The sequence below is a fragment of the Enterobacter sp. BIDMC109 genome (assembly GCF_001037885.1).
Lineage (GTDB): Bacteria > Pseudomonadota > Gammaproteobacteria > Enterobacterales > Enterobacteriaceae > Enterobacter > Enterobacter hormaechei_C.
Window position 1 is genome coordinate 2,889,521 of sequence record NZ_KQ090002.1, and the last position, 21,470, is coordinate 2,910,990.

The 21,470-nt window shown below is 53.6% G+C and carries 23 protein-coding genes; 14 read left to right on the forward strand and 9 right to left on the reverse strand.

What is annotated here, in order from left to right:
* Window positions 1-5: 5 nt before the first annotated feature.
* The 5 genes from potG to nfsA all read right to left on the reverse strand — a co-directional run bounded on the left by potG (window position 6) and on the right by nfsA (window position 4,975).
* Window positions 6-1,139 carry a putrescine ABC transporter ATP-binding subunit PotG gene (potG, locus tag SK62_RS13700; RefSeq protein WP_006809449.1) on the reverse strand — a complete coding sequence of 378 codons (1,134 nt, stop codon included), beginning with the start codon at window positions 1,137-1,139 and terminating at the stop codon, window positions 6-8.
* A 143-nt stretch (window positions 1,140-1,282) separates the two neighbouring features.
* Window positions 1,283-2,395, reverse strand: a complete 1,113-nt coding sequence (gene potF, locus SK62_RS13705; RefSeq protein ID WP_045339540.1) for a spermidine/putrescine ABC transporter substrate-binding protein PotF — start codon at window positions 2,393-2,395, stop codon at window positions 1,283-1,285.
* Window positions 2,396-2,745: 350 nt separating this feature from the next.
* Window positions 2,746-3,222, reverse strand: coding sequence for a YbjN domain-containing protein (locus SK62_RS13710; RefSeq protein WP_003858385.1), 477 nt, complete (start codon window positions 3,220-3,222; stop codon window positions 2,746-2,748).
* 63 nt (window positions 3,223-3,285) lie between these two features.
* Window positions 3,286-4,188 carry a 30S ribosomal protein S6--L-glutamate ligase gene (gene rimK, locus SK62_RS13715; protein WP_017693733.1) on the reverse strand — a complete coding sequence of 301 codons (903 nt, stop codon included), beginning with the start codon at window positions 4,186-4,188 and terminating at the stop codon, window positions 3,286-3,288.
* 64 nt (window positions 4,189-4,252) lie between these two features.
* Entirely contained in the window at window positions 4,253-4,975 is a 723-nt protein-coding gene (gene nfsA, locus SK62_RS13720; protein ID WP_048249621.1) for a nitroreductase NfsA, read from the reverse strand.
* Window positions 4,976-5,160: 185 nt separating this feature from the next.
* Between nfsA and SK62_RS13725 the strand changes: the two genes are divergently transcribed.
* A complete protein-coding gene (locus tag SK62_RS13725) occupies window positions 5,161-5,430 on the forward strand; it encodes a GrxA family glutaredoxin (RefSeq protein ID WP_006809455.1) in 270 nt (89 codons plus the stop codon).
* Window positions 5,431-5,460: 30 nt separating this feature from the next.
* Here SK62_RS13725 and SK62_RS13730 read toward each other — a convergent pair whose 3' ends face one another.
* Window positions 5,461-5,835: an inner membrane protein YbjM gene (locus tag SK62_RS13730; RefSeq protein ID WP_017384878.1), complete on the reverse strand. Its 375-nt coding sequence runs from the start codon at window positions 5,833-5,835 to the stop codon at window positions 5,461-5,463.
* A 274-nt stretch (window positions 5,836-6,109) separates the two neighbouring features.
* Here SK62_RS13730 and SK62_RS13735 point away from each other — a divergent pair, with 274 nt between their 5' ends.
* The 3 genes from SK62_RS13735 to SK62_RS13745 all read left to right on the forward strand — a co-directional run bounded on the left by SK62_RS13735 (window position 6,110) and on the right by SK62_RS13745 (window position 9,946).
* Window positions 6,110-7,795: an aspartate:alanine antiporter gene (locus SK62_RS13735; protein ID WP_026080732.1), complete on the forward strand. Its 1,686-nt coding sequence runs from the start codon at window positions 6,110-6,112 to the stop codon at window positions 7,793-7,795.
* 259 nt (window positions 7,796-8,054) lie between these two features.
* Window positions 8,055-8,873: an abortive infection family protein gene (locus SK62_RS13740; protein WP_045308519.1), complete on the forward strand. Its 819-nt coding sequence runs from the start codon at window positions 8,055-8,057 to the stop codon at window positions 8,871-8,873.
* A gap of 170 nt (window positions 8,874-9,043) precedes the next feature.
* Entirely contained in the window at window positions 9,044-9,946 is a 903-nt protein-coding gene (locus SK62_RS13745; RefSeq protein WP_047718738.1) for a hypothetical protein, read from the forward strand.
* A 600-nt stretch (window positions 9,947-10,546) separates the two neighbouring features.
* On the opposite strand, the gene SK62_RS13755 is transcribed toward SK62_RS13745, so the two are convergent.
* A complete protein-coding gene (locus SK62_RS13755; protein WP_072250084.1) occupies window positions 10,547-10,921 on the reverse strand; it encodes a hypothetical protein in 375 nt (124 codons plus the stop codon).
* Between the two features lie 225 nt (window positions 10,922-11,146).
* Between SK62_RS13755 and SK62_RS22375 the strand changes: the two genes are divergently transcribed.
* The 5 genes from SK62_RS22375 to arsC all read left to right on the forward strand — a co-directional run bounded on the left by SK62_RS22375 (window position 11,147) and on the right by arsC (window position 14,618).
* Window positions 11,147-11,668 (forward strand): DUF2778 domain-containing protein, encoded by a 522-nt coding sequence (locus SK62_RS22375; RefSeq protein ID WP_023303364.1) that lies wholly within the window; start codon window positions 11,147-11,149, stop codon window positions 11,666-11,668.
* 254 nt (window positions 11,669-11,922) lie between these two features.
* Window positions 11,923-12,414 carry an Hcp family type VI secretion system effector gene (locus SK62_RS13760; RefSeq protein ID WP_017384881.1) on the forward strand — a complete coding sequence of 164 codons (492 nt, stop codon included), beginning with the start codon at window positions 11,923-11,925 and terminating at the stop codon, window positions 12,412-12,414.
* 109 nt (window positions 12,415-12,523) lie between these two features.
* Window positions 12,524-12,844 carry a metalloregulator ArsR/SmtB family transcription factor gene (locus tag SK62_RS13765; RefSeq protein WP_017693734.1) on the forward strand — a complete coding sequence of 107 codons (321 nt, stop codon included), beginning with the start codon at window positions 12,524-12,526 and terminating at the stop codon, window positions 12,842-12,844.
* A gap of 40 nt (window positions 12,845-12,884) precedes the next feature.
* Complete coding sequence (locus SK62_RS13770) at window positions 12,885-14,174, forward strand: arsenic transporter (RefSeq protein ID WP_047718740.1); 1,290 nt, start codon at window positions 12,885-12,887, stop codon at window positions 14,172-14,174.
* 12 nt (window positions 14,175-14,186) lie between these two features.
* Complete coding sequence (gene arsC / locus SK62_RS13775; RefSeq protein ID WP_017693736.1) at window positions 14,187-14,618, forward strand: glutaredoxin-dependent arsenate reductase; 432 nt, start codon at window positions 14,187-14,189, stop codon at window positions 14,616-14,618.
* Window positions 14,619-14,639: 21 nt separating this feature from the next.
* Here arsC and SK62_RS13780 read toward each other — a convergent pair whose 3' ends face one another.
* Window positions 14,640-15,191 carry a TetR/AcrR family transcriptional regulator gene (locus SK62_RS13780; protein WP_015571021.1) on the reverse strand — a complete coding sequence of 184 codons (552 nt, stop codon included), beginning with the start codon at window positions 15,189-15,191 and terminating at the stop codon, window positions 14,640-14,642.
* 82 nt (window positions 15,192-15,273) lie between these two features.
* Here SK62_RS13780 and SK62_RS13785 point away from each other — a divergent pair, with 82 nt between their 5' ends.
* Complete coding sequence (locus tag SK62_RS13785; RefSeq protein WP_017693738.1) at window positions 15,274-16,488, forward strand: MFS transporter; 1,215 nt, start codon at window positions 15,274-15,276, stop codon at window positions 16,486-16,488.
* On the forward strand, window positions 16,478-17,290 hold the full coding sequence (locus tag SK62_RS13790; protein ID WP_047718741.1) for a Cof-type HAD-IIB family hydrolase: 813 nt from the start codon (window positions 16,478-16,480) through the stop codon (window positions 17,288-17,290). Before SK62_RS13785 ends, SK62_RS13790 begins: the two co-directional genes overlap by 11 nt.
* A 524-nt stretch (window positions 17,291-17,814) precedes the next feature.
* On the opposite strand, the gene SK62_RS13795 is transcribed toward SK62_RS13790, so the two are convergent.
* Window positions 17,815-19,047 carry an MFS transporter gene (locus tag SK62_RS13795; protein WP_017693739.1) on the reverse strand — a complete coding sequence of 411 codons (1,233 nt, stop codon included), beginning with the start codon at window positions 19,045-19,047 and terminating at the stop codon, window positions 17,815-17,817.
* A 167-nt stretch (window positions 19,048-19,214) separates the two neighbouring features.
* Between SK62_RS13795 and SK62_RS13800 the strand changes: the two genes are divergently transcribed.
* The 3 genes from SK62_RS13800 (at window position 19,215) to deoR (ending at window position 21,385) form a co-directional block, all read left to right on the forward strand.
* Window positions 19,215-19,943: a phosphatase PAP2 family protein gene (locus SK62_RS13800; protein WP_017693740.1), complete on the forward strand. Its 729-nt coding sequence runs from the start codon at window positions 19,215-19,217 to the stop codon at window positions 19,941-19,943.
* 7 nt (window positions 19,944-19,950) lie between these two features.
* The gene (gene ybjG, locus SK62_RS13805) at window positions 19,951-20,559 is read left to right on the forward strand and encodes an undecaprenyl-diphosphate phosphatase (RefSeq protein ID WP_015571025.1); all 609 of its coding nucleotides are present in this window, start codon (window positions 19,951-19,953) and stop codon (window positions 20,557-20,559) included.
* Window positions 20,560-20,626: 67 nt separating this feature from the next.
* On the forward strand, window positions 20,627-21,385 hold the full coding sequence (gene deoR / locus SK62_RS13810) for a DNA-binding transcriptional repressor DeoR (protein ID WP_017384886.1): 759 nt from the start codon (window positions 20,627-20,629) through the stop codon (window positions 21,383-21,385).
* Window positions 21,386-21,470 lie beyond the last annotated feature (85 nt).

Here is a 21,470-nt window from a genome sequence, read left to right on the forward strand (position 1 = left end):
GCTCCTTATACCGTCAGGACTACGCAACTGTCCGCATCCCAGCAGAGGCTCACTTCGTCGCCCCAGGTTGGCTGTCCCTTGCGATACCGGTGTTCGTTCTGTAACTGGGCGCTGAGCATCTGGCCGCTTTTCAGGCGCACATGGTAAATCGACAGATCGCCGAGATAGGCAATGTGCACCACTTCGCCCACGGCAAAGTTATAGCCATCGGCGGGCGGCTCATCGCAAAGCATGATTTTTTCCGGGCGCAGGGCAACGTAAACCGGCACGTTGTCCACCACGGAGTTATCAGAATCAACCTTCAGCGGGTGCACCAGCCCCGGCGATTCAATCACCAGACCGTCTTCCTGGCGTTCCTTCAGTAGCCCTTCGAAGACGTTTACCGAGCCGATGAACTCCGCGCTGTAGCGGGTTGTCGGGTGTTCATAGATCTCTTCCGGCTCGCCGATCTGCACGAACTTACCGCGATTCATGATCGCAATGCGCCCGGCCATGGTCATCGCCTCTTCCTGATCGTGGGTCACCATCACGCAGGTCACCCCCACGCGCTCGAGGATATCCACCACTTCCAGCTGCATCCGGTCGCGCAGCTTTTTATCCAGCGCGCCCATCGGCTCGTCGAGCAGTAATAATTTTGGACGCTTCGCCAGACTTCTTGCCAGCGCCACGCGCTGACGCTGGCCGCCGGAAAGCTGATGCGGCTTACGCTTCGCAAACTCCTGCATATGCACCAGGCTCAGCATCTCTGCCACGCGCGCGGTGATTTCGGCTTTCGGCAGTTTGTCCTGCTTCAGGCCGAAGGCGATGTTCTGCTCAACGGTCATGTGCGGGAACAGGGCATAGGACTGGAACATCATGTTTATGGGCCGCTGGTACGGCGGCACGCTGGAGAGGTCTACCCCATCCAGCACGATCTGCCCGGCGGTAGGCTGTTCAAAGCCTGCCAGCATACGCAGCAGTGTGGATTTGCCGCAGCCCGATGCGCCGAGCAAAGCAAAAATTTCACCTTTGTAGATCGTCAGGCTGACATCGTCCACGGCATGCTGGCCGTCGAAGGATTTGGTGAGGTTACGAATTTCAAGAAGCGGGGTCAGCGCTTTACGGACTTTCGCCTGCGGGCGGGGGATCGCGTCATTCACGGGGTGTTCTCCGGCATAGATCAACACTGGTGCAAACGCACCGTCAGGGTGCGCATCGCCGGGCGGCGCTAACGCTTGCCCGGCCTACGGGATCTGTCGGCCCGGTAAGCAACAGCGCCACCGGGCAACGATATCAAACGCCGTTACTTACCGCTTTTCACCTTGGTCCACGCGCGGGTACGCACACGGTCAATTTTTGGTTCCTGCACTTTCAGGGTGAACAGCTTGGCAAACACATCGGCTGGCGGGTAGATCGCCGGATTATTGCGGATATCTTCGCTCACCAGCGGCACGGAGGCCTTGTTACCGTTGGCGTAGTAGACATGGTCGCTGATGTGGGCAATCACGTCCGGACGCATCAGGTAGTTGAGGAACTGATACGCTTCCTCTTTATTTTTCGCATCAGCCGGCATCGCGAAGACGTCGAAGAACGCCAGCGCCCCCTCCTTCGGAATGAAGTAGGAAACATTCACGCCGTTTTTCGCCTCTTTCGCGCGGTTCGCCGCCTGCCAGACGTCGCCCGCCCAGCCGATGGCCACGCAGATATCCCCGTTAGCCAGGTCATTGATGTACTGAGAGGAGTGGAAGTAGCGAATATTCGGACGCAGCTTCAGGAGCAGGTCAGTCGCCGGACCGGTGTAGTCGTCAGCCTTGCTGCTGTTTGGATCTTTGCCGAGATAGTTAAGCACGGTGGCGAAAATCTCTTCCGGCGCATCAAGGAAAGAGACGCCGCAGCTTTTCAGCTTCTCGAGGTTTTCCGGCTTCAGCACCACGTCCCAGCTGTCCAGCTTGACGTCCGGGCCCAGCGCCGCTTTGACTTTATCCACGTTATAGCCAATACCGGTGGTCGCCCACAGGTAAGGCATCGCGTATTTATTCTCCGGATCGTGCTTCGCCACCAGCTTCAGCACGTCCGGATCGAGGTTTTTCCAGTTTGGTAATTTGCTCTTGTCCAGCGGCTGGAAGACACCGGCGGTCAGCTGACGCTCCAGGAAGCTTGCCGACGGCACCACCAGATCGAAACCGGTGCTGCCCGCCATCAGTTTGCCTTCCAGCACTTCGTTGGAATCGAATACGTCGTAGACAACCTTAATGCCGGTCTCTTTTTCAAAATTCGCGACGGTGTCCGGCGCAATATAGTCAGACCAGTTATAGACGTGCAGCGTTTTTTGTTCCGCAGCGAGCGTGCCGGCAGAGACGGCCATCAGAGCACCCGCAACCAGACCCGATAACCATTTTTTATTCAAGGCGATCATATTGTTATTCCTTCTGAAAGTTCGTTAACAAACGAACCAAATCTGTGCAGCCTGAAGATATGCAATAATCATGCATAGTTTGTCGCTCTGCCCGAAATAAAATACCCCCCTCATTCCGGCAGGTTCCGCTCGCTTTTTTAAGCACCGCAAGAATAACTGTAGCCCGTGTCTCCGGCTATAGCCCAGACGAAAAAACGCCTTTTATCAATTTTTTATGCAGATTATGTCTACGTGATAAGCCGAAACGGCCGCAGAGGAGGTGAAAAACTCTTTAAAGAAAGGTTAAAAGCAGCAGAAAAAACGGTGTTATGCAGCCGCTCTGGCAGCGACTGCGCAAAAGTCAGACAGGCTTAGTGGAGAAAATTGGGAGATGCATCATTATTCTCGGCGTCATCTTCCGCGCTATACAGCAGGTGATGTGCGTTGGCTTCCATCATTACCATGGAAATTTGCTCTTCGCTCAGGCGCATAAACCAGGCGAACTGCTTGAAGGAGAGCCCCGCGCCGGAGAATAAAGACTGGCAAACCACCAGCTTTGGCAGATTATCATCCTGTATGTCGAGAAACGCTTTCACCGTCAAAGAACTGGCGTTGATCGCTGACAGATCAGAGGCCAGCGCCAGCAGCGCTGAAGGCTTTACTTCGGCCAGCGCGGAGAAAAGGATCACGTCGTTGATCAGATCGATTTTGGCATCGAAAATGCCGTCGAAATTTTGCATGTGAGGCAGATGCAGCGCCTGGCAGGAGTCGCATTCGAAGAAAGTAATACCGGCATCATCGAGCCATTGACGTAACGTATCCAGTGTAGGTACGACCTGTAAATCCATCGCTGTGCAGCCTCTTAAATAAAAACGTTGTCCAGATTACGCAAAAAGTGCGCGCCGATCCATTTAACCGCCCGTTTTCAGGCAAAATCCCGGCGTCGCATGGCGTTCAATCCATGCGATCATTTTACCTGCAATATCGACGCCTGTGGTTTTTTCCACCCCTTCCAGCCCCGGCGAGGCGTTGACTTCCATCACCAGCGGCCCGCGCCCGGCACGCAGCAGATCGACCCCCGCCACGTCCAGGCCCAGCGTCTGCGCTGCTTTCACCGCAATCTCGCGCTCGCGCTCGCTAATAAGGGCCACCCGCGCGATACCGCCGCGGTGCAGGTTAGAGCGGAAGTCGCCCTCTTTTGCCTGCCGCTCTATGGCGGCCACCACCTCATCGCCCACCACAAAGCAGCGGATGTCGCACCCGTTGGCCTCTTTAATATACTCCTGCACCAGAATATGGGCATTCAGACCGCGAAACGCGTCGATCACGCTTTCCGCCGCCTGACGCGTCTCCGCCAGTACCACCCCAATACCCTGCGTACCTTCCACCAGCTTAATAACCAGCGGCGCACCGCCCACCATGTCGATTAAATCGCTGGTGTCGTCCGGGGAGTGGGCAATCCCGGTGACGGGCAGATCGATTCCCTGGCGCGCCAGCAGTTGCAGCGAGCGCAGCTTATCGCGGGCGCGGGAGATCGCCACGGACTCGTTGAGCGGATAGCTTCCCAGCATTTCAAACTGGCGCAGCGCAGCCGTACCGTAATAGGTGATCTGGGAGCCAATGCGGGGGATAACCGCATCAAAATGCGGGAGTTTGCGGCCTTTGTAATGAATCGACGATGCCGCAGGGTCGATGTTCATATAGCAGGACATCGGATCGAGGATCTCAATCTGATGTCCGCGTTTCGCCGCCGCTTCTCGCAGGCGTTTACATGAATAGAGCGTTCCATCCCGGGACAATATGGCAATTTTCACCCTGCACCTCTCTAAAGACATGGTAAAAGCCTGCCTATCATACACGAGGCGCAGGAGGAATGGACTACCGCGTTGCCCAGCCCTGTTTGTGCAGGTAATCAAGAATGAACGGGCGGTTCTCCTTGATGATGGTGCGACGAATATGGTCGCTCCAGGTGTCGCGGCGGTTGTTGCTGTCGCGCGTCAGATAGTAGTTCGCTAGCTCTTCATCGTATTGATGCAGAACGTCCTGGTCGACCGGCTGGCAGTGGTTTTCATGCACCAGCATCGCAGCAGGAATGCGCGGCTTCAGATCCGGGTTATCCGCCGGCCAGCCGAGGCACAGACCAAACAGCGGCAGAACGTGTTTCGGCAGCTTCAGCAGTTCCGTCACGCTTTCGATGTTGTTACGCAGCCCGCCAATATAGACGCCGCCAAGCCCCAGCGATTCCGCCGCCGTGAACGCGTTTTGCGCCATCAGCGCCGTATCCACCACGCCCAGCAGCAGCTGTTCCGCCAGCCCCAGCTCGGCCTCGGGGCAGATTTGCAGATGACGGTTAAAATCGGCGCAGAACACCCAGAACTCAGCCGCCTGGGCAACGTGCTTTTGTCCGCCCGTCAGCGTTACCAGCTGCTCACGCATCGCCGGATCGGTGATGCGGATAATGGAGCTGCACTGCAAAAAGCTGGAGCTGGAGGTGCCTCTTGCGCTGTCGATGATCGCTTCCCGCTGCGCCTGGGTAATCGGCTCATCGGTGAAATGGCGAATGGAACGGTGGGAACGAAGCAGGTCAATGGTTGGCGTCATTTTGTCTCTCTTTGTGTTGCGTAAAACGTATGGCAGCCAGTATAGGCAATGATCCACCTGATGTAATTGGCGAAACATAGCCTGACTGTATCAAAGTGACAGGTGAAACCTTCTTTCCATGACGGCAGGTTATCGTGCACTATAGGCGCTATTCGCCGTCAGGCTTGTTTTTTGAGGAGAGAGAAATGTTTGCAGTAATTTTTGGTCGTCCAGGATGCCCTTACTGTGTACGCGCGAAAGAGCTGGCAGAGAAACTGACTGAAGAACGTGATGATTTCAACTTCCGTTACGTGGATATCCACGCGGAAGGCATCACTAAAGCCGATCTGGAAAAAACCGTGGGTAAACCGGTTGAAACCGTGCCGCAGATCTTCCTCGATCAGAAACACATCGGCGGCTGCACCGATTTTGAGGCCTACGCCAAAGAACACCTGGGCCTGTTTGCGGCTCAGTAATGCGAAGACGCCCTCACCCTGAGGGCGTTTTTATTTACGGTGCTTCCGCTGTTGCAGCAGGCTGCGCGTAAATAAGAAACAGAGCGCGCCCAGCGCACACCAGAAAACGCCACTCAGTAGCCACGCCACTTCCTGCCAGACGCTTCTCGACGAGAGAAACAGCACGCGCATCAGAAGCAGGCAGAGCGGGGCCGCAAGCATTGCCCCAATAAGCGGCATCACCACCTCGCCTTTACGCGAGAGAAAACCAGCGACTACCCCCGGCAGGATGAAGAACAACAGGCCCAGCTCGGGATGACCGGACGCTCTGAAGGCGCCTTTCACGTTAAAAGCGAGCGACATGCAAACGACCGTAAACAGCAAAAAACAGCTGATTACGCCAGCCCAGTTTCGTTTAAAGTTCAAACTATCCTCCTGACTTATCTCTATCAAATACAAAAATCGTCCGGTGGACGCCCAGTCAGATAAAGCAATGCGGCAATCCTTGCCAAAGCACGCACAGAAGTCGTGCGATAATAGGTGGCTGTCGGTAGCTATTACGATTAAACTAACCGACTGCTAGTGTTTAGGGTATTTATCAGGAAGCAGGGAGATGCAAAGTGATTCCCTGACTCTGAAAACAGTAGCCCAAATAGTCCTTTCATTCAACAACTTACTGGTAAACAAGAAGTTAGCCTCCGTGAATATAAACGTCGCAGACTTGTTAAATGGGAATTACATCCTGTTATTATTTGTGGTACTGGCGCTGGGCCTTTGTCTGGGTAAATTACGCCTGGGTTCAGTTCAACTTGGTAATTCCATTGGCGTTTTAGTCGTCTCCCTGTTATTAGGTCAACAACATTTCAGTATTAACACGGACGCGCTTAACTTAGGTTTCATGCTGTTTATTTTTTGCGTAGGCGTGGAAGCCGGTCCGAACTTTTTTTCCATTTTCTTCCGAGACGGCAAAAATTACCTGATGCTGGCGCTGGTGATGGTCGGCAGCGCCCTGCTGATTGCGTTAGGGCTGGGCAAACTGTTTGGCTGGGACATCGGCTTAACGGCCGGTATGCTGGCAGGCTCGATGACCTCCACGCCGGTGCTTGTTGGCGCGGGGGATACGCTTCGTCATTCTGGCATGGCAGGCACGCAGCTTTCCTCCGCGCTGGACAACCTGAGTCTGGGCTATGCCCTGACCTATCTGATTGGTCTGGTGAGCCTGATTGTTGGCGCGCGCTATCTGCCAAAACTTCAGCATCAGGATCTTCAGACCAGCGCCCAGACCATCGCCCGCGAGCGCGGCCTGGACACGGACTCCAAACGTAAAGTTTACCTGCCGGTGATCCGCGCCTACCGCGTCGGGCCGGAGCTGGTTGCCTGGACCGACGGGAAAAACCTGCGCGAGCTGGGGATCTACCGTCAGACCGGCTGCTACATCGAACGTATCCGTCGTAACGGCATTCTGGCAAACCCGGACGGTGACGCGGTGCTCCAGATGGGCGATGACATCGCCCTTGTTGGCTACCCGGACGCCCACGCGCGTCTCGATCCGAGCTTCCGCAACGGGAAAGAGGTGTTTGACCGCGACCTGCTGGACATGCGTATCGTCACCGAAGAGATTGTGGTGAAAAACCACAACGCCGTGGGCCGCCGTCTGGCACAGCTGAAGCTGACCGACCACGGTTGTTTCCTCAACCGCGTGATCCGCAGCCAGATTGAAATGCCTATCGACGATAACGTGGTGCTCAATAAAGGCGATGTGTTGCAGGTCAGCGGCGATGCCCGACGGGTTAAAACCGTTGCCGACCGTATCGGCTTTATCTCGATCCACAGCCAGGTGACGGACCTGTTAGCCTTCTGCGCCTTCTTCATTGTCGGCCTGATGATCGGGATGATCACTTTCCAGTTCAGCAACTTTAGCTTCGGCATTGGTAACGCAGCCGGTCTGCTGTTCGCCGGGATCATGCTGGGCTTCCTGCGAGCGAACCATCCCACCTTCGGCTATATCCCTCAGGGGGCGCTGAATATGGTGAAAGAGTTCGGTCTGATGGTCTTTATGGCGGGTGTCGGCTTAAGCGCCGGGAGCGGCATTGGCAACGGCCTGGGCGCGGTCGGCTGGCAAATGTTGGTTTCCGGACTTATCGTCAGCCTGGTACCGGTGGTGATCTGTTTCCTGTTCGGCGCCTACGTGCTGCGCATGAACCGCGCCCTGCTCTTCGGCGCGATGATGGGCGCGCGCACCTGCGCACCGGCGATGGAGATCATCAGCGACACCGCGCGCAGCAATATCCCGGCGCTGGGCTATGCAGGCACGTACGCAATCGCCAACGTGCTGCTGACGCTGGCGGGTACGCTGATCATCATTATCTGGCCAGGACTCGGATAAATCTCAAGTTTGCGTGTGGCTGAAAAAATTTTCGTTACGCGCAGAACTTTTTACGCAGGGTGCAGTCATAACTAGTGCCACTGCTTTTCTTTGATGTCCCCAATTTGTGGAGCCCATCAACCCCGCCGTTTTGGTTCAAGGTTGATGGGTTTTTTGTTGCCTGCTATATTATCCCCTGAAAACCAACCACTTATAACCTTTCACTAAAGCCATTGGCGACAAAATGGCGGCAGCGCTTAATCACGTTGATGGAGTCTATATGGGACGACAAATTCCACAGCCAGTTATTTCGGTTTTATCTGACCATATGGGCTCAGTCGAAACTCACGCAACCATGAACAGTTTGTTCATGTACGCTGATGCACCTGGCGATGCTCCTGATTTAGCGAAAGCGGCGAAAGCACAGGACTGGCTGAGAAGAATCAACAAAGAATGTGACGACCCATTAGCAATCCTTGGCAGATTGATAGAAGGCTACATGGAAGCTGATCAGCCTAAAGGCAGCATATTCGGTTGGGAGCAACCCAAGGTTGATTTTGCCGAAAAAATGACTGATTTGCTTGGTCGATATGGATTGCGATATCTAACTGGCGGACATATTTCTGATGGAGCTTCGATAACTTCTGTCACCCTAAAAGAGGCAATTGGTAAACGCAACATTCCCGCAGTAGAGATGGAGTTTTCCAGGGCACTTGAGAATATCCACACTGATCCGAGAGAAGCAGTATCCGCAGCCTGTAACATTATGGAATCTACCTTCAAAGTGTTTATTGCCGATGAAAAACTTCAGGTTCCAGCTAAGCAAGATCTCCAGGGACTATGGAAAGTTGTTCGCGAGTCTTTAGGGCTTGATACTAAAGCAGTTGAAGATGAAGACCTCAAACGCATTCTTAGTGGCCTTTATTCGTTGACTGATGGGATTGGTGCCCTACGAACTCACGCAAGTTCAGCTCACGGAGCCGGGAGAAAAATCTATAACTTAAAGCCTCGCCACGCTAGATTAGCTATAAATGCCGCACATACCTTGACTATGTTCATTCTCGAATCTTGGGATGAACAGAAACAAAAAAGCCCGTGATACTTTGAATAAACCTAAGCATTCAAGTAAGTATTTGTTGGCCGAGAAATGAGTGACACAAAAGTGTCGCACACGATTTATCTGTTTGTGATGTATGACACTCTATGCGCCTTAGTCCTGATGCTTAATAATTCTTATATGATAACTCGTTACAAACTGAGGAGGACTCAATGGCTGACCCTTTAGCAACGGTTCTATCGCACTTAACAAATCTTGTTTCATTTAGATCGTCACTCAGGCTGCTGATAATCGCTGGTTCGATCATTTTCTGCTGGGTTTTTATTGCACCAATGCTGCCCCCATTTAAGCTACCCAGCGAATTATCATTAGGATTAATTACAGTAATTGGTTTTTCATTTGGTGCTTTGACATCTTCCATTCTATTCAACTCAGTAGACTTCATTTACAGTTTCACCAAAAACAGAATACAACTCAGAAAGAATAAATTGGACCTTCAAAAACAAGCAGCAGAAAAAGAGATAAGCGAGCGCAAGAAATTAGACTTATTTAAAAGTAGCTTCAATGACTATTCATTTCAAGCCAAAAATATAATGTTAAAGCTCAATAAAAGTGATTGCACAATTGCTCTGGAATCATATAGTGAATCTGAGCACAATAAGGCATTCATGGGGCTTCTTGAAAGTAAGATTATATTGCCGCTACACCGACTAGATAAAAAAACCACTTTCTGCACTATTAATCCTCTATATAAAAACGTAATCAACCAATTATTTGAATTCAAACATCGAAAAGAAGTTGATGAATTATTTGATTTCAACCCTGATGGACTTAAAATGTTGATGAAATTTTTTCAAGATAACACCTTTGATGAAGAACATATATTCAACATTCCTTTTGTTAGTTATCAAAACAGGTACAACTATCAACCTGTTATTAAAAATGAAATATACGAACTAGGTGAATTCATTGATAACTGCAATATACAGTTTTATATCGACGAGCATCATTACCCGTACGTTCATGAGAAATTTGGCGCAGAGATTAGAAGTTACATACTCTGTAATTTTAATGAAGAGAGGGCTTTGAAACGACTTGGCCAGTTACATTCCTAACGTGCCCCCATAAAATCATGTGTATCCTAACACTGATAATCTTTTCAGTTTTTCATAGGTTCTTGCCTAATGGAAAACCCGCACCAGTTCTCACCCTGCGGGTTTTCCCTGAGCTTCTCGCCTCATAAAATTTGATATTCTTTTTTTCACTTAAAATTCAAAAATGTCATTTGTTTTCCGATGGTTACATGTTTCATTAGATCGTCCACAGATCCATAAAAGTGAAAAATACTGAAATTATTTTCAATCTTTTCAGTTCCGGTTTTCCTCAAAGCCGCCAGCACTGGCGCGGTCTGGCGGTCTGGTTTGTAGAAAAATAAAACTGAAAAATTTTTATGATCCAAAAACCGCAGGCGGGTGCGGTGTAGTGCGATTTTGGTCTGCGAAAGATTTTTTTGGCCGTGCTGTGACGCGCCAGCGCCCCGCTGTAGGCATGATCTGTTTTAAGGGTGGCTCTGAGTGTGCGAAAAGGCTGAACGCGCCAGAGCGCCGCTGACAGCGCGTAGCGTTAGCTGCTTAAGAGGTAAGAAATGAGATATCCCCGCCTGGGGATGAAGGGCATAAAAAAACCCGCTTTCGCGGGTTATGTTCTGGACAGGTTTACTTGCCAATCACCGGGGAATATTTGCCGTTCAGCGTGTCCGCTTTCGTTCCGGTGTTCCGGATGGCCCCCGCGTTGGTCGGTGCTCCCGTATTGCTGTGCGTGTGGCTTGCCGTTTGCTCTGCCAGCTCTTTAACCACGTCGAGCGTGTCGAGCATCAGCTGTGCCACGTTGATAGTGCCTGAGCCAATCCACACCACCGGGGCAATAATCTGCTGTTGCACGGCCGCCACGCTTTTACGTATCTGGCCAATTTTCTCGACCAGGACTTTACCCGTTGTGACTGTCTGGCTCCCGGCTATGTCCGTTTTATCATTGCTGCCGATAATGGCGAATAAAATCGTCCTGGCAGTGTGGGAACTTTCGTAAGTCATTTCTATTACTTGGTTAAAATTTACCTGGTCAATTTCCTAAAAACAGATTCATTGGGTTTAACATGATCAGGTTTGAATTTTCATCTCATCTGCGGGCATATGCTGCGGCGAATAAATGTAAATAATGGAATTAACAGAGATGGACTTTACAGCAGTAGTATTTGGATTAAAGATGGCGACCATGCCGAAGATAACATCCAACGGTGACAAGAAGGGTTGGTATGTATGGCTATAAATGGAACAATGACGCTAAATGGTGCTGACTACGCCCCATTTAATTTATATGGGGTTGGCATCTTTATGGCGCATTCCGGACAGGGAACTTACCGTAATCAAGGAACTTGTGGCGCAATACAAGGTGCAGGCCCAATTCCCCCAGGTAAATATTGGATTGTTGATCGAGGCTCAGGAGGTTTCTTATCCTCATTAAAAGCTCATGTTCAGGACCAATGGAACAAAATAAGATCCGGTGCGGAATTTGGCCGTGATGAGTGGTTTGCTTTATATAAGGATGATTGGGGTATCGACGATGGAACATGGGTTGATCACGTCTATCGCGGGCTGTTCAGACTCCATCCCGGTACAGTGTCAGAAGGGTGTATAACAATCGCTCATAACTCCGATTATGCATTAATCCGTAACGCTCTTATGAACACAGAGCTTATTCAGGTTCCATGTATGCGTTCACTTATGGCTCGCGGCTGTATTGAGGTTGTTGACGGTGGATATAGCTACACTTGCCCGTAAATGGGGATCAAGACTGCTTAAGGCCGTCTGGTTTGTGTTAATTAGCTTTCCGCTAGGACGCACGCTGGGTCCTTCAACAGATTATATTAATCATAATGTTGCAACTGCTATTTGCGGCTTCATCTATGGTGATGTGAATGCGGAAACAATGTACGAAACATATATAAACACCGATATTTTAATCCTGTTTACTCTCACAACGGTTTTCTATCTCTTAACAATGAAGTTATTCAATAAAATAAGGAAAAAATAATATGCCAATCCCTCCCTATATGTGGCTCAAAGACGACGGCGGCGCAGATATCAAAGGCTCAGTAGATGTTCAGGACCGCGAAGGAAGCATTGAGATAATCGGTTTAAGTCACGGTATCAATCTTCCGGTTAACAGCGCAAATGGAGCGATTACCGGTACACGACAGCACTCTTCTATGAGGATCGAAAAGGAGGTGGATAGTTCTACCCCATATCTTTATAAAGCTGCCGCCACTGGCCAGGCGCTAAAAAGCGCAGAAATTAAGTTCTATCATATTAACGATGCCGGTCAGGAAGTGTGCTATTACACAGTCTTCATGGAGAACGTGAAGGTGACTGGGGTTAACTGTAGCGTACCTAATGTGAAAATCGCGGCCAACGATAAAATTAACCACGTCGAAAGCGTCAGCTTGCAGTATGAGAAGATCACCTGGCGCATTGTTGATGGGAACATCCAGCACAGTGACGCCTGGAACGAACGCACTACGGCGTAAAATAAAAGTACTTCTTTAAGGGCATTTATTTGCCCTTATTGCCCTTCCCTCACCCGCCACAAACATATATGATTTAATGCATATGACAAAAACCACGCAGGATCGCCAGATGCTTCACCCCGTTCAGCTCTTCAAAACCCTCTCCGACGAAACGCGCCTCTCCATCGTCATGCTTCTGCGTGAAGCGAGCGAGCTGTGCGTCTGCGATCTCTGCTCCGCTACCAACGAGCCGCAGCCGAAAGTCTCCCGCCACATGGCCTTACTGCGCGAGGCCGGGCTGGCCATCGACCGTCGCGAGGGTAAGTGGATCTACTACCGTCTCTCTCCCAACATGCCTGCATGGGCGGCAACCGTTATCGACACCAGCTGGAACTGCCTGCGGGAAGAGACGCGTATGAAGCTGAAAAATCGACTTCCGGGCTCGTGCTGACCAAAACATATTCACAATAACAGATATAATGGAGTAAAAGATGTTTCTGGCAGGAGCGATTTTTTTATTCACACTGGTGCTGGTCATCTGGCAACCCGGAGGGCTCAGCATCGGCTGGAGCGCGACCATTGGCGCCGCGCTGGCGCTGATGAGCGGCGTAATCCACATTAGCGATATCCCTGTGGTGTGGAATATCGTCTGGAATGCGACGGCAACGTTCATCGCCGTCATCATTATCAGCCTGCTGCTGGATGAGTCCGGCTTTTTCGAGTGGGCCGCGCTGCACGTTGCCCGCTGGGGAAACGGTCGTGGGCGATTGCTGTTTACCTGGATCGTGCTGCTGGGCGCAGCCGTGGCGGCGCTGTTTGCCAATGACGGCGCGGCGCTGATCCTCACCCCTATCGTCATCGCTATGCTGCTGGCGCTGGGGTTCAGCAAGCAGGCTACGCTGGCGTTCGTGATGGCGGCGGGATTTATCGCCGATACCGCCAGCCTGCCGCTGATTGTCTCCAACCTGGTCAACATTGTGTCGGCGGACTTCTTTAAGCTGGGCTTCAGCGAATACGCCTCGGTGATGATCCCGGTTGATATCGCTGCGATTGCCGCAACGCTGGTGATGCTGCATCTGTTCTTCCGAAAAGAAATTCCCCACGAATATGACCAGGCAAAACTCCGCGAGCCCGCACGGGCCATTCACGACCTTCCAACGTTCAGAACGGGCTGGATCGTGCTGCTATTACTGCTTGTCGGTTTCTTTGTGCTTGAACCTCTGGGTATCCCGGTCAGCGCTATCGCAACAACTGGCGCGCTGATTTTGTTTGCCGTTGCAAAGCGCGGGCACGCCATTAACACCGGAAAAGTGCTGCGCGGCGCACCGTGGCAAATCGTAATCTTCTCGCTGGGGATGTATCTGGTGGTGTATGGCCTGCGCAACGCCGGGCTGACGGAGTCTCTTTCAGGCGTTCTTGATCACTTAGCCGGATACGGACTCTGGGTTACCACGCTGGGAACCGGATTTATCACCGCCTTCCTGTCATCCATAATGAACAATATGCCAACGGTGCTGATTGGCGCGCTCTCCATTGAGGGTAGTGCTGCAACAGGGTTGATCAAAGAGGCGATGATTTACGCCAACGTGATTGGCTGCGATTTGGGGCCGAAAATCACCCCCATCGGGAGCCTGGCTACCCTGCTCTGGCTCCATGTGCTGGCACAGAAAAACATGACTGTTACCTGGGGCTACTACTTCAGGACGGGCATCATAATGACCCTGCCGGTTCTCTTTGTGACGCTCGCCGCACTCGCGCTACGTCTCTCCTTCACACCATAATGAGTCACTGATATGAGCCACATCACTATTTATCACAACCCCGCCTGCGGCACGTCGCGCAATACGCTGGCGATGATCCGCAACAGCGGTACGGAACCAGAGATTGTCCTCTATCTGGAAAACCCGCCGTCACGCGATCAACTGACCAGGCTGATTGCAGACATGGAGATTTCCGTATGCGATCTGCTGCGTAAAAACGTCGAACCTTATGAGCAACTGGGCCTTGCGGGGGGAAATTTCACCGACGACCAGCTTATCGATTTCATGCTGCAATACCCCATCCTGATTAACCGTCCGATTGTGGTGACACCGCTGGGCACCCGTCTGTGCCGTCCTTCTGAAGTCGTTCTCGACATCCTTCCGGACGCGCAAAAAGGGGCATTTACGAAGGAAGATGGCGAAGTCGCCGTTGACGCCAGCGGGAAAAAAATCTCCCGACAGTAAGCGTAGCCGGGGCGAGTGCTATCAGACGGTATCCTCGCCTGCAATTCGCCCCACCATCACCCGGATCTCCTCCCGGGTTAACGGCGACCGATCGGTCACAAAATGCAGCGTCATCCCCTCGATAAACGCATCCAGCGCGCGGGCGGTGGCCGGATCAAACCACTGCTCCAGCGTAGCCTGGCTCATCTTCATCCAGTCCTGCATCACCGTTTTCAGCGCGGCGCTGCGGTGCATAAACGCGTATAACTGATACATCAGCGCCATATTGTGTGGCGTGGTCACGGCTGAACTGTGGATCAGCGTGGTAATGGCCTCGCACGCCCTCTCGCGCCCCGTAACCCCCGCGAAGAAATCCCGGTACTGCTGAGACATCTGCTGCGTAAACCACGTGAATGCCTCCTCCAGAAGCGACTCCATCCCGTCGAAATAGTAGGTCATCGACCCCAGCGGCACGCCTGCGCAGGTAGCAATTTTGCGGTGCGTGACGGCATGAATACCGTGCTCAGCAATGGTGTCCAGCGTCGCCTGGAGTATCTTCTCGCGGCGGTTAGGGTCGTTCGGTGGTCTGCTCATAAAATCCTCATCCGGTTTATGTACAAATGTACACAAAGTTGCTAGTGTTGTCGCTATTGTTGTACTTCTGGTGCTGATCCCAATGACGCTAACTTCTCCTCGCAAAGCCCTGCATCTGCGCATGTGGGCGCTATTTATGTTCTTCTTCATCCCCGGGCTGCTGATGGCTTCCTGGGCAACGCGCACCCCGGCAATCCGCGATACGCTATCCGTTTCGACTGCGGAGATGGGGATCGTGCTGTTTGGCCTGTCGATTGGCTCGATGAGCGGCATTCTCTGCTCGGCCTGGCTGGTGAAACGCTTTGGCACGCGCGCGGTGATCCGCACCACCATGTGCTGCGCCGTGGTAGGTATGCTCGGTCTGAGCGTGGCGCTGTGGTTCGCCTCGCCGCTGATGTTTGCCCTTGGGCTGATGGTATTTGGCGGCAGCTTTGGTGCGGCGGAAGTGGCCATTAACGTCGAGGGGGCCGCCGTTGAACAGGCGATGAACAAAACGGTGCTGCCGATGATGCATGGCTTTTACAGCCTCGGCACGCTGGCGGGCGCGGGCGTGGGGATGGCGCTGACGGCGCTGGGCATTGCGGCCAATGTGCACATTTTACTCGCGGCGCTGGTCTGTATTATCCCGATCCTCACCGGCATCAGGGCTATTCCCGCTGGCACAGGACAAAATGCCTCGGACGAACAGAAGTCTGCGGCAAAAGGGTTGCCCTTCTATCGCGATTTCCAGCTGATGCTGATTGGCGTGGTGGTACTGGCGATGGCGTTTGCTGAAGGCTCCGCCAACGACTGGCTACCGTTGCTGATGGTGGACGGGCACGGATTTAGCCCCACCTCCGGCTCGCTGATTTACGCCGGGTTTACGCTCGGCATGACCGTCGGACGCTTTACCGGGGGCTGGTTTATCGACCGTTACAGCCGCGTGGCTGTCGTCCGTGCCAGCGCCCTGCTGGGTGGGCTGGGCATCGCGATGATTATCTTTGTGGATGTGGACTGGATTGCCGGCGTGTCGGTGATCCTGTGGGGACTGGGCGCCTCCCTTGGCTTCCCGCTGACCATTTCCGCTGCCAGCGATACCGGCCCCGACGCGCCGACACGCGTGAGCGTCGTGGCGACCACGGGCTACCTCGCTTTCCTGGTGGGCCCGCCGCTGCTTGGATTCCTCGGTGAGCACTACGGGTTACGCAGCGCGATGCTGGTGGTATTAGGGTTAGTCATTATTGCCGCCCTGGTGGCGCGAGCGGTGGCAAAACCGGAAGCAGAAACAACGTCAATGGAGAAGGGATATGAGCGTTAAACTGATTGCAGTCGACATGGATGGCTCCTTCCTGAGCGATGCGAAAACCTATAACCGCGCGCGTTTTCTGGCGCAGTACGCGCGCATAAAAGCGCAAGGCATCCGTTTTGTGGTCGCCAGCGGAAACCAGTACTACCAGCTGATCTCATTTTTCCCGGAGATCGCCCATGAAATTGCCTTCGTTGCCGAAAACGGCGGCTGGGTGGTGGATGCGGGCGAAGACGTGTTTAACGGCGAACTGTCGAAAGAGCATTTTCTGACCGTCGCCACCCTGTTAAACGACGTGCCCGGCATTGAGATAATTGCCTGCGGAAAAAACAGCGCCTACACGCTGAAAACGTATAACGACCTCTTCAAAGAGATTGCTGCGAAATACTATCACCGCCTTGAAAGCGTCAGCAGCTTTGACAACCTCAACGATATTTTCTTCAAATTCGGGCTAAACGTCTCTGACGACGAAATTCCGCGCATTCAGGCGCTGCTGCATGAGAAGCTTGGCGACATCATGGTGCCGGTGACCACAGGACACGGCAGTATCGACCTGATTATCCCCGGTGTGCACAAAGCTAACGGCCTGCGGATCCTGCAAGCGCGCTGGGGCATAGAGGACAGTGAAGTGGTAGCCTTTGGCGACAGCGGTAACGACGTGGAGATGTTGCGCCAGGCTGGGTTTGGCTTCGCGATGGCCAATGCCAGACCGCACATTAAGGCGGTGGCCCGCTATGAAGCGCCGAACAATAATGACGAAGGGGTGCTGGACGTAATTGATAGGGTGCTGGATGGGAGGGCGCCGTTTAATTGATTCCGTGCGCTCTGGTGCCCTCATCCTAACCCTCTCCCACAGGGCTAAGGGTTCCCCACAAAATAATGCCTGCACAGACGGCCCCCTCTCCCTTGAGGGAGAGGGCTGGGGTGAGGGGGAACATACGGCTCTGGTGGTCATTCCGTTCACTTTATGTTCCTTGCTACTCTGTCACGACATGAGCGGTGAACGTGCCAGGGTGGCTCAGTCGCCACCACCCTGGCGACCCGGGCTTCCGGCGGAAAATCGCCGCTTCGCGGTGCCTTCGGCTTATTCCTTCCGGCTTATCGGGGACGGGCGGAGGTAACATCCCTGTAAAGCCCGCCCTCTCGGCGCATCCCTGCGCCTCGCCCCGGCCTACAGGAAACGCCTCAGCGATTTACAGCCGGACCGAGGCATCGCTGAAAGCCCTCAGTTATTCTGAGGCAACGTTATAGCTTTTGCTTTCAAATTACTGGGGATCCCTCGGCCCACAGGGAGAGGGGACTGTCCCGAGCTCGCCCACGGGGGAGAGGGAATAAGAATTACGGTTGCAGGGCGTTTCCGACGCGTTTGTCTTTCAGGAATACCACCATCAGGGCAATCCACAGCACGCCGTTGGCGAGGTTAAACAGGCTGAACAGTCCGTTACCGCCGAAAGCATAGGCATGCTTGCTCACCTCAATACCGACGGTGAAAATCAGCATTTGCAGCATCCCCATCGCGGCAGACACCGTGCCTTTACTCATTTCACTGGCGAACAGCGTCAGGCGCACCAGGCCGGCATTCGCCACGCCAATACCAAACGCATAAACGCTCAGCCCCGCCGTCATCCACAGGTACGCATGGGACGAGACTACGGTCGCCACCGCCGCGATAATCAGCCCTGCCGCTATGGGCCAGCCGCCCATAATAATCAGCGAACGTACGGTACGGCGGGACGTCAGACGCGCCAGCACCAGGTTACCGATAATCAGCGCGCCAAAAATCGGCACCTGTAACAGGCCATACTCATAGCTGCTAAGCTGTTCGCCGCTGATGATAATGACCGGCGACTGGGCAATCCACGCCAGCAGCGGCAGGCTGACAAAGCCCGTCGCCAGCGCGCCCGCGACAAAACGACCGTTTTTCAGCACCGCCTTATAGTCACGCCCCAGCTCTTTAAGCGAGAGCTTTTCGCCCAGGCGGGTGGCGGTCTCCGGCATCGCACGGTGCAGCCCAAAGAAAGAGATGGCCGCAAGCGCGGCAAAGAGGACGAACATCCCTTCCCACGGCGCAACGTGGACCCATGCGGCTCCCACCAGCGGCCCCAGAAGCGGCGCAATCAGCGCCACGTTCGCCATCAGCGCGGTTATTTTGATACATACCGCCTCCTCAAACGACTCCTGAATAGCGGCGTAGCCCACGGCGCCAATAAAGCACAGGCTCACGCCCTGAAGGAAACGCAGCAGCGTGAATTGCTCAATGTTCTGCGCCAGCAGCGTGGCGAGACAGGTGACGATAAACCACACCACGCCCGTCAGCATCACCGGGCGGCGGCCAATACGATCCGACAGCGGCCCTAAAAGCCACTGTAAAAACATGCCGCCCGCCAGATAGGCGGTCATGGATGTAGGTACCCACTCAATACCTGCGTTGTACTGCTCAACCACAGCCAGCATGCCTGGCTGGATCATGTCGTTGCCGATGTAGGTAGAGAATTCGTAAAGCACCAGACACAGAGGAAAAAGTAACGCCTGCCGACCCAGACGATTACCGGAAGAAGAACGGTTTATCATGCAATCTCTTTAGTATGAAAAAATCGCGATGAGTGTAATGAATTGCCGCTGTCTGAGATAGCATAATCACGTGAAAACACAGAAATAAAGCACTTATCGTTGTTGTTTAAGGTTTCCTTAAGTTGCCCTCCCTATGATAGTGCTATTTCACGTTATTGACCGAAACTATGACACACGCCGTCAGCCCTTCAGAATTATCTAAGTTACCGACAAATAAGACAAAACGCCTTTACCGTTTGCCTGCCCGCTTTTATGGTTATCAGCTTTTCGGGCTGATCGTCCTTGCGCTGCTTTTTACCTGGCTTTCGCGCGATGAATCGCTTGACCGATGGATCACCGGCTTCTGGTATGACGCGGCGACGCACCATTTCCCGCTACAGCAAAACCCGCTGCTGGATCTGCTGAACCATCGGCTGGCGAAATATGTGACCATTGCGCTGGCTGCCGCATCGCTGATTTACGGCGCTTACAAACGCAATGCCCGGCTGGTGACGGCCGCGCTTCTGATGGGGCTGGGGGCGCTGGTAGTTGGGGTGCTGAAAAGCATAAGCCACCACAGCTGTCCGTGGGATCTGGTGGAGTATGGCGGCAAAGCCGTCTCGTATCCCCTGTTCAGCGCCGTTCCGGCAGACAGCGGACCAGGACGCTGCTTTCCCGGCGGCCACGCCTCAAGCGGGTTTATGGTGATGGGGTTGTTTTTTGCCTTCTGGCGTGAACGTCCGCGCCTGGCATGGTCCTTTGTCGCGTTAGGCGTTGTTATGGGGCTGCTGATGGGATTCGGGCAGGTCATGCGCGGCGCGCATTTTTTCTCTCACAACCTGTGGGCCGGGTGGTGGGTCTGGTTTTCCCAGGTGCTGGTTTACGGGCTGGTTTCCACCTGGTTTGCTAAAGAGTAACGAGATTATGTTAGAAAATCTGAACTACGAACTGTTTTACCTGCTCAACGCCACGCCAGCATCACCGGAATGGATGATCGATCTCGCCACCTTCATTGCGAAAGATGTGATCAGCATTGTACCGGCGCTGGCGGTGATCCTCTGGTTATGGGGACCTCGTACACAGGTCACCGCCCAGCGCCATCTGGTGATCAAAATGGCGATGGCGATCGGCGTGAGCGTGCTGGCAAGCTACGTGCTGGGCCACGCCTTTCCGCACGATCGTCCGTTTGTCGATCGCGTCGGCTACAACTTCCTGCACCATGCGCCGGATGACTCGTTCCCGAGCGATCACGGCACGGTGATCTTCACCTTTGCGCTGGCCTTCCTGTTCTGGCATCGCCTGTGGTCTGGCATGGTGCTGATGGGGGTGGCGGTCGCCATCGCCTGGTCCCGCGTCTACCTGGGCGTGCACTGGCCGCTGGATATGGTCGGCGGTTTCCTGGTGGGGCTGATGGGCTGCGTCAGCGCAGCCATCCTGTGGAGCCTCTTTGGTCCGGCGCTTTATCGTGGATTATCACAGGCCTATCGCGTTCTGTTTGCCCTTCCGATCCGCAAAGGCTGGATACGTGACTAACCCCGGTCCGTCAGGTTACACTTGAGCCCCCGCCCTGCGGGGGCTCACTTTTTTAGCCCGAGGATCTATGGAAACACGTCGCGATGACCGCATTGCTCAGCTACTTCAGGCGCTGAAGCGCAGCGATAAGCTGCATCTTAAGGAAGCCGCTACCCTGCTTGGCGTGTCTGAAATGACCATTCGTCGCGATCTGAACAGCGACAGCGCCCCCGTTGTGCTGCTTGGCGGGTATATTGTTCTGGAGCCGCGTAGCGCCAGCCATTATCTGTTAAGCGATCAAAAAACACGCCTGGTGGAAGAGAAGCGCAAAGCCGCGCGGCTCGCCGCCTCGCTGGTGCAGCCGCATCAAACGCTGTTTTTTGACTGCGGTACGACAACCCCGTGGATCATCGAGGCCATCGACAGCACCGTTCCCTTTACCGCCGTCTGTTATTCGCTAAACACCTTCCTGGCCTTGCAGGAGAAACCGGCGTGCCGGGTGATTTTGTGCGGCGGCGAGTTTCATGCCAGCAACGCCATCTTCAAACCGCTGAATATTCAGGACACGCTGAGCAATGTATGTCCGGATATCGCCTTTTACTCTGCGGCGGGTGTGAATGTGAAACAGGGGGCAACCTGTTTTAATCTTGAAGAGTTACCGGTGAAACAGTGGGCGCTCAACGCCGCACAGCAGCATGTGCTGGTGGTTGATCACAGTAAATTTGGCAAGGTTCGTCCGGCAAGGATGGGGGAACTGTCGCGCTTTGACGCCATCGTCAGTGATTGCCGCCCGGATGACGAGCTGGTGTCGTATGCAAAGGCGCAGCAGGTGAAGTTGATGTATTGAGGTTGTGCCGGGTGGCGGCTTCGCCTTACCCGGCCTACAACGGCTCAAACGAAGGCCGGGTAAGCGCAGCGCCACCCGGCAAAAA